Annotated in this window: 10 protein-coding genes; 6 read left to right on the top strand and 4 right to left on the bottom strand. The window is 69.8% G+C overall.

The genetic code is table 11. The features are described from left to right. Positions 1 to 12: 12 nt before the first annotated feature. The 4 genes from FE263_RS11020 to cysK all read left to right on the top strand — a co-directional run bounded on the left by FE263_RS11020 (position 13) and on the right by cysK (position 4,573). On the top strand, positions 13 to 1,500 hold the full coding sequence (locus tag FE263_RS11020) for a sugar ABC transporter ATP-binding protein (RefSeq protein WP_205880338.1): 1,488 nt from the start codon (positions 13 to 15) through the stop codon (positions 1,498 to 1,500). 27 nt (positions 1,501 to 1,527) lie between these two features. Continuing rightward, positions 1,528 to 2,538 carry an ABC transporter permease gene (locus FE263_RS11025; protein WP_138326038.1) on the top strand — a complete coding sequence of 337 codons (1,011 nt, stop codon included), beginning with the start codon at positions 1,528 to 1,530 and terminating at the stop codon, positions 2,536 to 2,538. A 108-nt stretch (positions 2,539 to 2,646) separates the two neighbouring features. Continuing rightward, a complete protein-coding gene (pfkB, locus tag FE263_RS11030) occupies positions 2,647 to 3,633 on the top strand; it encodes a 1-phosphofructokinase (RefSeq protein WP_138326039.1) in 987 nt (328 codons plus the stop codon). Positions 3,634 to 3,658: 25 nt separating this feature from the next. Further along, positions 3,659 to 4,573 carry a cysteine synthase A gene (gene cysK / locus FE263_RS11035; protein ID WP_138326040.1) on the top strand — a complete coding sequence of 305 codons (915 nt, stop codon included), beginning with the start codon at positions 3,659 to 3,661 and terminating at the stop codon, positions 4,571 to 4,573. 20 nt (positions 4,574 to 4,593) lie between these two features. Here the strand turns inward: cysK and FE263_RS11040 are convergent, their stop codons facing one another. Genes FE263_RS11040 through FE263_RS11050 form a run of 3 tightly spaced genes read right to left on the bottom strand, consistent with a single transcriptional unit; the run spans position 4,594 to position 7,209 of the window. Continuing rightward, positions 4,594 to 5,478, bottom strand: coding sequence for an NAD(P)-dependent oxidoreductase (locus tag FE263_RS11040; RefSeq protein WP_138326041.1), 885 nt, complete (start codon positions 5,476 to 5,478; stop codon positions 4,594 to 4,596). Then, the gene (locus FE263_RS11045; protein WP_138326042.1) at positions 5,475 to 6,767 is read right to left on the bottom strand and encodes an MFS transporter; all 1,293 of its coding nucleotides are present in this window, start codon (positions 6,765 to 6,767) and stop codon (positions 5,475 to 5,477) included. The genes FE263_RS11040 and FE263_RS11045 overlap by 4 nt, the downstream gene beginning before the upstream one ends. A gap of 22 nt (positions 6,768 to 6,789) precedes the next feature. Beyond that, positions 6,790 to 7,209, bottom strand: a complete 420-nt coding sequence (locus FE263_RS11050) for a hypothetical protein (protein WP_138326043.1) — start codon at positions 7,207 to 7,209, stop codon at positions 6,790 to 6,792. Positions 7,210 to 7,345: 136 nt separating this feature from the next. On the opposite strand from FE263_RS11050, the gene parC reads away from it, so the two are divergent. Both parC and FE263_RS11060 read left to right on the top strand, forming a co-directional pair. Then, a complete protein-coding gene (parC, locus tag FE263_RS11055; protein WP_138326044.1) occupies positions 7,346 to 9,553 on the top strand; it encodes a DNA topoisomerase IV subunit A in 2,208 nt (735 codons plus the stop codon). A gap of 133 nt (positions 9,554 to 9,686) precedes the next feature. Next, positions 9,687 to 11,123, top strand: a complete 1,437-nt coding sequence (locus tag FE263_RS11060; protein ID WP_138326045.1) for a tetratricopeptide repeat protein — start codon at positions 9,687 to 9,689, stop codon at positions 11,121 to 11,123. Here FE263_RS11060 and FE263_RS11065 read toward each other — a convergent pair. Beyond that, a complete protein-coding gene (locus FE263_RS11065) occupies positions 11,120 to 11,854 on the bottom strand; it encodes an arginyltransferase (RefSeq protein WP_138326046.1) in 735 nt (244 codons plus the stop codon). The two genes, FE263_RS11060 and FE263_RS11065, sit on opposite strands and share 4 nt — an antisense overlap. Positions 11,855 to 11,887: the final 33 nt, after the last annotated feature.

Below are 11,887 nucleotides of genomic sequence, written 5' to 3' on the forward strand. Positions count from 1 at the left end.
GGAGGCAGCAGGGTGGCGACGTTGCTGGAAATGCACGGCATCAGCAAGTCGTTCCCCGGCGTGCGCGCGCTGGCCGACGTGTCGATCACGCTGGAGCGCGGCGAGGTGCTCGGCATCGTCGGCGAGAACGGCGCCGGCAAGTCGACGCTGATGAAGGTGCTGGCCGGAGCCTATCGCGCCGACGAAGGTCGCGTGCTGCTCGACGGTGCGGAATTCGCGCCGCGCGGGCCGCGCGATGCGCTTGACGCCGGCATCGTGGTGATCCACCAGGAGCTCAGCCTGGTACCGGACCAGACGGTCGCCGAGAACATCTATCTCGGCAACCTGCCGCGCAATCCGCTCGGCATGGTCAGGCGCGCGGTGCTCCACCGCAACAGCCGTGCGCTGCTGGCCCGGGTCGGGCTCGATATCGCGCCCGGCATGCCGGTGCGCCGGCTTGGCATCGCCCAGCAGCAGCTGGTCGAGATCGCACGCGCCCTGTCACGCGAGGCGCGGGTCATCGTGATGGACGAGCCGACCGCGACGCTCACCATCGCCGAGCAGCGCATCCTGTTCGCCACCGTCGCCGACCTGCGCCGGGCCGGCATCGGCATCGTGTTCATCAGCCATCATCTCGAGGAGATCTTCGAGATCTGCGACCGCGTGACGGTGATGCGCGACGGCGTCACGGTGGCGACCCGCCCGGTGGCGGAGTGGGACGAGGCCGGGTTGATCCAGGCCATGGTCAACCGGCCGATCTCGGCGCTGTTCCCGCCGCGGACCTCCAGCATCGGCGCCCCGATGCTCGAGGTCGAAGGGCTTTCCTCGACGGGCCGCTTCTCCGACGTGTCCTTGACGGTGCGCGCCGGCGAGGTCGTGGGCCTCGGCGGGTTGATGGGCGCCGGGCGCACCGAGGTGCTGAAGGCGATCTACGGCGCGATGCCGGACACCACCGGCACCCTGCGCATCGACGGCAGGCCGGTGCGCACCCGCAATCCGCGCGAGGCGATCGCGGCGGGCATCGCCTTCGTGCCGGAGGACCGCAAGGGCGAGGGACTGGTGCTGCCGTTCGCGGTCCGCGACAACGTCGCGCTGTCCACTCTCGACCGGCTCGCCTGGCTGCGCATGTTCAGCGCCGCCGGCCGCACCGACCGCCTCGCCACCGATGCCGTCGGCGAGTTGCGCATCCGGACCCCCGGCATCGGCACCAAGGTCGGCAGCCTGTCGGGCGGCAACCAGCAGAAGGTGGTGCTGGCGCGGGCGCTGACGACCCATCCGAGGGTGTTCCTGCTGGACGAGCCGACGCGCGGCATCGATGTCGGCGCCAAGGTCGAGGTCTACCGGTTGATCGGCGAGCTGGCGGCACAGGGTGGTGCGGTGCTGGTGGTGTCGTCGGACATGCTGGAGCTGCTCGGGCTGTGCGACCGCATCCTGGTGATGCGTGGCGGCCGGCTCGCCGGCGGGATCGAGCGAGAGGCGTTCAGCCAGGAGCGGATCATGGCGCTGGCGGCCTTGGGTTGAACCTCATTCCAAAGATTGGCGTCGATCATGTCAGCATCTGAGAGCGGCGACACCGGCAGCGGCGGCCGCTTCACCCTTGCCCGCCTGAAGCTGGGCGGCGGCCTCGGGCGCGCCCTCAACGAGCTCACCATCGTGGTCGGCTTCGTCGCGATCTCGCTCTATCTCGCGGTCACCACGCCGGCGTTCCTCAGCACCGCCAACATCCTGTCGATCCTGCTGGCCAGCTCGCTGATCGGCATCGTCGCGGTCGGCGAGACCTTCGTCATCGTCACCAGCGGCATCGACCTGTCGGTGGGATCGGTGGTGGCGTTCACCGGAGTGATGACCGGGCTCGCCATCCACGCGCACTTCCCGGTGCCGCTCGCGGTGCTGACCGGCATCGGCATCGGCGCCTTCTGCGGCGCCTTCAACGCGTTCGCCATCACCGTGCTCAACATGAGCCCGTTCATCGTCACGCTGGCGGTGCTGGCGATGGCACGCGGGCTTGCGTTCATCGTCACCAACGGCAACACGATCTTCGACTTCCCCGACAGCTTCGACAATATCGGCGGCGGCAACCTGGGACCGCTGCCGATCGCGGCCCTGATCGCGGCGGTGGTGTTCCTCGCTGCCTGGGTGCTGCTGTCGCGCACCGTGCTGGGGGCGGAGATCTATGCCGTCGGCGGCAATCGCGAGGCGGCGCGGCTGGCCGGCATCCCGGTCACCCGCACGCTCAGCGTCGTCTACATCATAAGCGGCGCGCTGGCGGGCCTCGGCGGCGTGGTGCTGGCGGGACGGCTGGACAGCGCGCAGCCGATCGCCGCGGTCGGGCTGGAGCTGAACGCCATCGCCGCGGTGGTGATCGGCGGCGCCTCGCTGTTCGGCGGCAAGGGCAGCGTGCTGGGCACCCTGCTCGGCGTGCTGATCATCGGCCTGATCAACAACGGTCTGACGCTGAAGAACGTGCAGCCGTTCTGGGTGCAGTTCATCCAGGGCGCGGTGATCTTCGGCGCCGTGCTGGTCGACAGCCTGAACCAGAAGCGGCGCGGGCGGGTGTGAGGAGGCCCGACCTTCTCCGCCAGCGGCAACCGCGCTAGGCTGTATCAGTAGTATGGTTGGTCTCGCGACGCTGGTCGCCGGGCCGGACCGACGAGCCGGAGAGTTTTTGTGACAGCGCCCCCCTTCCTGACGGTGACCCTCAACCCGGCGATCGACCAGACCGTGCACCTGACGGAACTGGTGCCGGGCACGGTGCATCGGGCGACGCAGGCCGAACAGCAGGCCGGTGGCAAGGGTGTCAACGTCGCGGGCTATCTCTCGGATTGGCGCCACGCCAGCGAGCCGCCGATCGTCGCCACCGGCTTCCTCGGGCAGATCAACGCCCCGACCTTCCAGTCCTTCTTCGACAGCAAGCAGATCATCGACCGCTTCGTGCGGCTGCCGGGTCATACCCGGCGCAACATCAAGCTGGTCGACGAGACCTCCGGTGATACCACCGACATCAACCTGCCCGGTCTGGCGCCCGATGCCGACCGCCTCGACGAGCTGCGCGGCGTGCTCGATACCGAGGCGCAGCCTGGGGCGATCGTGGTGCTGTCCGGCAGCCTGCCGCCAAGCCTGCCGGTGTGCACCTACCGCGATCTGGTGGGCCGGCTCAGGTCGCGCGGCGCCCGGGTGCTGCTCGACACCAGCGGCCTGCCGTTTCGCGAGGCCCTGGCAGCCCCCGCCGAGGCGCTACCCTGGGCGATCAAGCCGAACCAGGAGGAACTCGAGGAGCTGCTCGGCCACCGGTTCGCCAACCTCGACGAGATGGTGCAGGCGGCGATGATGCTGTGCCGGCGCGGAATCGGCCTGGTGATCGTCTCGCGCGGCGCCGAGGGCGCGCTGTTCGTCAGCGAGCGGCACGCGCTGCTCGGCCAGCCGCCGCTGCTGAAGGTGAGCAGCACAGTCGGCGCCGGCGATGCGCTGGTGGCCGGGGTGGTGACCGCCTGCCGCGAGAATGCCGAGCCCGAGATCGTGGCGCGGATGGGCCTGGCCTTTGCCGCCGCCACGCTCGCGCATCGCAACCAGAGCCTGCCCGACCGCGCCGCGGTGCTGTCGCGAATGGACAGCATGCATGTCGAGCGGCTGCGCGCCCTGGACATGACGGCCTGATGCAAGCCCGCCAACGGAGGTCCTCGTGAAGACAGAAAGCGTTCTCGCCACCATCGGCGGCACGCCGCATATCCGGCTGTCACGGCTGTTCCCGGATGCCGAGGTCTGGATCAAGTCGGAACGGACCAATCCGGGCGGCTCGATCAAGGACCGCATCGCGCTCGCGATGATCGAGGCGGCCGAGGCAAGCGGTGCGCTCAAGCCGGGTGGCACCATCATCGAACCGACTTCGGGCAATACCGGCATCGGCCTGGCCCTGGTGGCGGCGGTCAAGGGCTATCGCCTGATCCTGGTAATGCCGGAATCGATGTCGGTGGAGCGCCGCCGGCTCATGCAGGCCTACGGCGCGACCTTCGACCTGACGCCGAGGGCCCTGGGCATGAAGGGCGCGATCACGCGCGCGCACGAACTGGCCGCCGAGCATCCGGGATCCTGGATCCCGCAGCAGTTCGAGAACCCGGCCAACATCGAGGTGCACGCCCGCACCACGGCGCTGGAGATCCTGGCCGACTTCCCGGGCGGCGTCGACGTCATGATCACCGGCGTCGGCACCGGCGGCCACATCACCGGCTGCGCCGAGGTGCTGAAGCCGCACTGGCCGCAGCTGCAGGTATTCGCGGTCGAACCGACGGCCTCGCCGGTGATTTCGGGCGGCGAGCCCGGGCCGCACCCGATACAGGGCATCGGCGCCGGTTTCGTCCCGGCCAATCTCCATCAGGCGGCGATCGACGGCGTGATCCAGGTCGAGGCGGAGGCGGCGAAGGAATATGCGCGGCGCTCGGCGCGCCAGGAGGGCCTGCTGGTCGGCATCTCCTCCGGCGCAACGCTGGCGGCGATCGCCCAGAAGCTGCCCGAACTTCCCAAGGGCGCCGTGGTGCTCGGCTTCAACTACGATACCGGCGAGCGCTACCTGTCGGTGCCGGAGTTCCTGCCGGCCTGATCCCTACCGGCGGGGATGCGTCAGGGCAGCAACCCCGCATCGTCGCGCGAGCGGCGCGACAGGGCGGCGAAATCGAGCCCGGCCTCGCCCTTGGCGGTCATCGCCAGGAACCGGTCGCGCAGCAGCGACGCCATCGGCACCGGCACCGCCAGGGCCTCCGCCGCCTGCAGCAGCAGGCGGTTGTCCTTCAGGGCGAGCGGCACCGCGGCACCCGGCGGGTCGAAGTTCTCGTCGACGATGAGGCGGCCGTAGTTCTTGTGCACCGGCGCGCTGAAGAAGCTGTTGGTCATGATCTCGTACAAGGTCGCCGGCGCGATGCCGCCCTTGTCGTTGAGCGCGAACATCTCCGACATCTGCTCGATGGTCGAGAAGATCATGAAGTTGAGCGACAGCTTCACGAGGTTCGCCTGCGCCGGGTCCTCGCCGAGATCGAAGACGCGCTGGCCGAGTGTCGCGAGCGGCTGCGCGATACGCTGCCGGGCGGCCTCGGCGCCGGCCAGCACGATGAAGAGTTCGCCGGCCTGCGCAGCCGGCGGGCGGCCAAGCACGGTGGCGGCGGCATAGAGCTGGCCATGCTCCTGGTGCGCACGCTGCAGCCGGGTGGAAAGATCGGGCGAGATGGTGCTGGTCGAGACGTGGACCGCATCGCACGCGAGGCCGGCGACGATGCCGTTCCCGCCGTACGCGAGGCTCTCGACCGCCTCGTCGTTGGCCAGCATCGAGAACACGATGTCCGCATCGCGCGCGGCGGCGGCCGGCGTGTCGGCACGGCGCGCCCCGCGCGAGACGAGGTCGTCGGCCCTGGACTGCGTGCGGTTGAACACCGCGAGCGTGTGGCCGGCATCGAGCAGCCGTCCCGCCATCGGAGTTCCCATCGGGCCGAGGCCGATCCATCCGATCTTCATGGGGTGATCCCTTCAGCAGAGTGGTTCGAGCGCTTGCCGGCCGGCTCGCCGACCATCAGGCCGTACACGATGGCGGACAGCACCGCGATCGCCGACGCGAACAGCAGGGCCGGAGTGAACGAGCCGGTCGCCCACACGACGCCACCGGTGATCGCGGGCGCACAGGCGCCGCCGAGCGAGCCGCCGATATTCTGGATCGCCTCCAGCGTGGCGACCTTGTCCGGACTGGTGGCTACAGCGGCCATCGCCCAGCCGCAGGACGAGGCGAGGGTGGCCGAGAAGAGTGCGAGGCTGATCAGGACGATGGCGGCGCCGGCGTCGTGCACCAGCGCCGCGCCGGCGGTGCAGGCGGCGGTCACCAGCATGCCGGCGATCAGCGGCAGCTTGCAGGAGGCCACCGGCGCGACCCCGCGACGCGACAGGATGCGCGATGCCAGGCCACCAAGGATGGCGCCGAGGAAGCCGCAGGCCTGCGGCACCGCGGTCCACAGCCCGGCGGCCTTGACGCTGAGATGGCGCTCCCGCTCGAGATAGTCGGGCAGCCAGGTGCCGTATAGCCAGGTCAGGTAGATCACGCCGAAGAAGCCGATCGCCATGCCCCATGTGGTGCGCTGGCGGAACAGCGCCGGCCAGCCCTCCTTGGCGTGCGCGTGGGAGCTGTCGTCGTCCCAGGCCCTGATGGTGGCAAGTTCGTCCGGCGCCAGCCCGGCCTCCGCGGGATCGCGGTACAGCCACTCCCACAGCAGGGCGATGGCGATGCCGCCGACGCCGATGACGATGAACATCGGGCGCCAGCCATAGGTGAGCAGCAGCAGGGTCAGCAGCGCCGGTGCGATGGTCGGGCCGAGCGCCGACGAGGCGTTGAAGATGCCGATCGGCCAGGAGCGCTCCGCCGGCGGGTACCAGTTGGTGAACACCTTGGTGCCGGCGAGATACATCGGGCTTTCGCCGATGCCGAGCGCCGCGCGGGCGGCGATGAACTGCCCGAGGCCGCCGACGAAGCCCGACCCCACCTGCGCCACCGACCACAGCACCAGGCCGCCGCCGAGGATGCGGCGCGGGCCGAAGCGGTCGATCAGCACGCCGATCGGAAGCTGCGCCACGCCGTATGCCAGCTCGAAGGCGGACAGCAGCAGGCCCATCTGGATGTCGGAGAGATGCAGGTCGGCGCGGATCGCGCCGTTGCCGATCGAGAGTGCCGAGCGGTCGAGATAGTTGACCGTGCCGGCGATCACCAGCAGCACCAGCGCGACGAGGCGCATCCGCCTTGCGCGCGGCGACAGCGTCATGCGGCGGGCCCTACCGGTACCGTCACCGCCAGAAGCCGGGTCCCCACATTCCCCAGTCCCAGGCGCCCTCCTGGAACTGGTCGGCGGTCATCTGCTGTTCGTCGACGATCTGCTGCTGCTGGTCGAGCAGGCGCTGCTGCAGGCGCTCCTGCCGGTAGCGGCCATAGGCCTCCTGGGTGCCGATATAGAGGCAGTTGCAGACCAGCGGATCGGCATAGAGGTAGACCACCTGGTCGCCGTGCGTGCGCTGGACGAAGTGGTGCGGCGGCAGCTTCGCCATCGCCTGCTGGCGCGCCGGCGTGTTGGCGGGCCTGATGGTGAAGCCGGCAGCGCTCAGCAGATCCTCGCGCTGCTCGACACGCTGCTGCGGCGTGGCGCAGGCGGACAGGGCCATGGCGGCGGCGAGGCACGCGGCGAGGACCGGGATCGATCTCGGGGACATCGGCGAGGCTCCAGGTCGGCTTCTTGGCACGGACGGGCTCAACGCCGCCGCCCGGTCATGAAGTTGCCGGAATGCTGCATTTCATGGTTTGTTCCGTCGGGGTCGAAGGCCCCGGCTCGTAGGTTGAGGGACGCAGATGGCTGATCCGTTGGCAGGGCACATCGAGGATACACGGCTCGCCGACGCGCTGAGCGAGCGCTACCTCGCCTACGCGATGTCGACCATCATGTCGCGGTCGCTGCCGGACGTGCGCGACGGGCTCAAGCCGGTGCACCGCCGGCTGCTGTACGCCATGCAGCAGCTCCGGCTCGATCCGACCGCCGGCTTCAAGAAATGCGCCCGCGTCGTCGGCGACGTGATCGGCAAGTATCATCCGCACGGCGATGCGTCCGTCTACGAGGCGCTGGTCAGGCTGGCGCAGGAGTTCGCGCAGCGCTACCCGCTGGTCGAGGGGCAGGGCAATTTCGGCTCCATCGACGGCGATAATGCCGCCGCCATGCGATACACCGAGGCCCGCCTGACCGAGGTCGCGCGCGCGCTGCTCGACGGCATCGAGGACGACGCGGTCGACCTGCGCCCGACCTACGATGGCGAGGAGCAGGAGCCGGTGGTGCTGCCCGGCGCCTTCCCGAACCTGCTGGCGAACGGCGCCGCCGGGATCGCGGTCGGCATGGCGACCAGCATCCCGCCGCACAATGCCGGCGAGGTGTGCGCCGCCGCGCTGCTGATGGTGCGCGATCCGGACGTGGGCCTGGATGCGCTGCTGGCGGCGATGCCGGGACCCGATTTCCCCACCGGCGGCGTGGTGGTGGAGGATGCGGGCGCGATGCGCCAGGCCTACGAGACCGGGCGTGGCGGCTTCCGGCTGCGGGCGCGCTGGAGCGTCGAGCAGGGGCGGTTCGGCACCTGGACCGTGGTGGTCACCGAGATCCCCTACCAGGTGCAGAAGTCGCGCCTGATCGAGCAGATCGCCGAGCTGCTGGAACTGAAGAAGCTGCCGCTGCTGGGCGACGTGCGCGACGAGAGCACCACCGAGGTCAGGCTGGTGCTGGAGCCGAAGACGCGTGGCGTCGAGCCGGAAGTGCTGATGGAGACGCTGTTCCGCGCGACGCAGCTGGAAACGCGGTTCGGGCTCAACATGAACGTGCTCGGCGCCGACCGGGTGCCGCGTGTCATGGGCCTGCGCGAGGTGCTGCGCGCCTGGCTCGATCATCGCCACGAGGTGCTGCTGCGCCGCTCCCGCCACCGGCTTGCGGCGCTCGACCGCCGGCTTGAGGTGCTGGACGGCTTCCTTGCGGTCTATCTCAACCTCGACGAGGTCATCCGCATCGTGCGCGAGGAGGACGACGCCAAGGCCGCGCTGATCGCCGCCTTCACGCTGACCGAGACCCAGGCCGACGCGATCCTCAACATGCGGTTGCGCTCGCTGCGCCGCCTGGAGGAGATCGAGATCCAGAAGGAGCACGCGACGCTGACCCGCGAGCGTGCCGAGCTGGCCAGCCTGCTGGAGCGCGAGCCGCTGCGCTGGCGCCGGATCGCCACCGAGCTGGAGGCGACCCGCAAGAAGTTCGGCGGCGGACCGCTGGGCGCGCGTCGCAGCACGCTCGCCGAGCCGCCGGCGCCGGTGGACATCTCGCAGATCAGCGCCGTCGAGCGCGAGCCGGTGACGGTGATCCTGTCCGAGAAGGGGTGGATCCGGGCGGTGCGCGGGCATGCGATCGATCCCGCAGCACAGAAATTCAAGGAGGGCGACGCGCTCGAGCGCACGCTGGAATGCTGGACCACCGACCGGCTGTGCGGCTTTGCCACCGACGGCCGCGCCTTCACCTTGCGCGTCTCCGATCTGCCGCGTGGCCGCGGCGACGGCCAGCCGATCCGGCTCATGGTCGAGCTGTCCAACGAGGAGCGGCTGATCGCGCTGTTCGTCGTCGCGGACGGCGAGCGCTGGCTGCTGGCGTCCGCCGGTGGGCGTGGCCTGCTGGTGAAGTCGGAGGACCTGCTGGCCGAGAAGCGTACCGGCCGGCAGGTGCTCAACCTCAGGCCGGGCGAGCGCGCGGCGCTTTGCGTGCGAGCGGCCGGCGATCATGTGGCACTGCTCGGCGGCAATCGCCGGCTGCTGATCTTTCCGCTCGACCAGGTGCCGGAACTATCTCGCGGCACCGGGGTCGCGCTGCTGAAACTCAAGGAGGAGGGCCTGAAGGAGGCGCGCACCTTCGATCGCGTGGCCGGTCTTGCCTGGCACGAGGGCGTGCGGCCGCGTGGAATGGCGGATCTTGCCGAATGGGTCGGCAGGCGTGGCGATGCCGGTCGCCCGGCGCCGATCTGGGTGACGCGAAAGGCCTGAACACCGCTGCATCCCGCGGAGTATCCGGGCGGCATCCTCGGCGCAGTTCCGCACGCGCATCGAATTCGCGCCGCCCCCGTGCGGGGTTGGGCTAGGTTGCCCTCATCACCCCGGGGGCAGGATGAACGAGCACGTGCTTGCCTCCGTGGGTCGCCGGATGAGCGTGCCGGAGCTGGAGATGCTCGTGCTGGAGCGCATCGCGCGCCGCCGGCCGGCTTCCATCGTCCGCTTCAACGACGGCGAGGCCAAGCTCGTCGGCGCGCCCGAGTTCTACGCGCAGAGCCAGCTCACCCGCATGCTGGAACGCTGGTTTCGCGACAACCGGCTCAGCATGGGCCAGCTCGTCCGCCTGCGCGGCGCAGTTGCGGACGCGATCCGCAATGCGGACGTGGTCGGCTGTCCCGATGACGACTGGCCCGAAGAATTCTCGCGCGCCAACGCCGTGCTCGCATCGCTTGCCGATGGGGTTCCGCTCGCCACCGTGCTGGTGAACTTCCCGCAGGCGATGATCCTGGACGGCTTCCTGCAGTCGACGCTGACCGGCATCGAGTTCCTCGGACTGGTGACCGCGCGCGACGTTCGCGGCGTGGTGCGCCACATGCTGGAGCCGCGCCGCAGCGTCTGGTACCGGGTGCCCGAACAGGCGCTGTTCAGCTACGAGCCGCACCTGCCGCGGCATGTCCCCGAGCTGTTCGACTTCCTGTGCGCCTCGATCGAGGTGCCGTTTCCCGGCGCGTTGTTCCTGGTCGGCGCCGGTCCGTGCGGCAAGGTCTATTGCGACGTCATCAAGCGACGCGGCGGCATCGCCATCGATATCGGCAGCGTGTTCGACCTGTGGGCGGGACGCGTGACACGGCCAGGGACGGATTTCTCCTCGGTGCGCGACTACTACGAGCGGGTGGTGGGCATCCCGTCGCCGCGCGACGACGACGTGCTGGCGCTCGCCGAGATCCACCAGAACGACGGCGATCTCGGCCGCAGCATCGACCTGCTGCGCATGGCGCTGCGGCTGCGCCCGGGCTCGGTGGCGCTTGGGCTCAAATGCGTGGAGTGCCTGCTGCTGCTCGGCGACGCGCCGTCGGCGCACGGGCTGTTCCAGTCCATGGCGCAGCCGGTGTCGCACAGCGCCGCGGTGCTGCGGGCATTCGCGCGGCTGTTCCGGGAGCGACATAAAACCATTGCCGGCGAGATCCTGGTGCAGGCGCTGTATGCCGATCCGACCGACTGCATCACGCTGCGTCTCGCGCTCGACGTATTCGCCGATGCCAGGCTCGTGGTGCCGGAGCAGCCGACCCGCTTCCGCCGCGACCTCGTCATCGCGACGGGCCTCGCGCTCTCCACGCGGCCGGACGATCATGCGCTCAGCTTCGCCGCGGCGCGCTACCTGGGTGCGAACGGCGACATGTCGGAGGCGATCCGCCTGGGCGTCCGCGCCATCGCGCTGTTCCCGATCGAGATCGACTACTATCCGCCGGTGATCGCGTGGCTGCGCTATGACGCCCGCGACGGCGAGGCGGACACGCTGGCGGAAGAGATGGGACTGCTCGCCGCCGTGCCCCGGGCACTCTAGCTGCCGGGTGCCTGGTCCAGCAGGCGCCAGGCACCGCCCGACAGGATCTCGGTCGGCCGGAAGCGCGCCTTGTATGCCATCTTGCGGCTGTCGGCGACCCAGTAGCCCAGATAGACATAGGGCAGATCGAGCGAGCGGGCGCGATCGATCAGCCAGGTGATGGCGAAGCTGCCGAGCGAGCGGCTGGCGCGATCGGCGGCGAAGAAGCTGTAGACCGCGGACAGCCCGTCGCCGAGCCTGTCGGTGAGGCAGACGCCGATCAGGCTGTCGTCCGGCTCGCGGAACTCGACCAGGAAGGTCTCGATCGGGGTGTCCTCGATCATCGCCCGGTAGTCGTAGAAGCTCATCCCGGCCATGTCGCCGTCACCGTGACGTGCCTGCTGGTAGCGCTGGAACAGGGCATACTGCTCGGTGGTGGCGCGTGCCGGCACTTCGAAGCCCTCGACGCCGGAATTGCGCCGGATGATGCGCTTGAGCGTGCGGCCCGGCGTGAACAGCGCCACCGGGATGCGTATCGGCACACAGGCGTTGCAGGCCGGGCAGACCGGCGCGTAGGCGATGTTGTGGCTACGCCGGAAACCCGCCCGCGACAGCCGGTCGTGCAGGTTCTCCGCATCCGGCCCGGTGATCTCGGTCACCACCTTGCGCTCGGTGCGCCCCGCCACGTACGGACAGGGCAGCGGCGCGGTCGTGTAGAAGAACTGCGGCCGTCGCGGCGCCGTGTAGGTCATGCGGCAACCGGGTTCATGCGGCGGTCCGGCTCA

This window comes from Lichenicoccus roseus (assembly GCF_005844085.1).
Lineage (GTDB): Bacteria > Pseudomonadota > Alphaproteobacteria > Acetobacterales > Acetobacteraceae > Lichenicoccus > Lichenicoccus roseus.

Coding starts and splice junctions, on each gene's coding strand:
- FE263_RS11025 (WP_138326038.1), top strand. CDS start 1,528: ATGTCAGCATCTGAGAGCGGCGACACCGGCAGCGGCGGCCGCTTCACC.
- FE263_RS11040 (WP_138326041.1), bottom strand. CDS start 5,478: ATGAAGATCGGATGGATCGGCCTCGGCCCGATGGGAACTCCGATGGCG.
- FE263_RS11045 (WP_138326042.1), bottom strand. CDS start 6,767: ATGACGCTGTCGCCGCGCGCAAGGCGGATGCGCCTCGTCGCGCTGGTG.
- FE263_RS11050 (WP_138326043.1), bottom strand. CDS start 7,209: ATGTCCCCGAGATCGATCCCGGTCCTCGCCGCGTGCCTCGCCGCCGCC.
- parC (WP_138326044.1), top strand. CDS start 7,346: ATGGCTGATCCGTTGGCAGGGCACATCGAGGATACACGGCTCGCCGAC.
- FE263_RS11065 (WP_138326046.1), bottom strand. CDS start 11,854: ATGACCTACACGGCGCCGCGACGGCCGCAGTTCTTCTACACGACCGCG.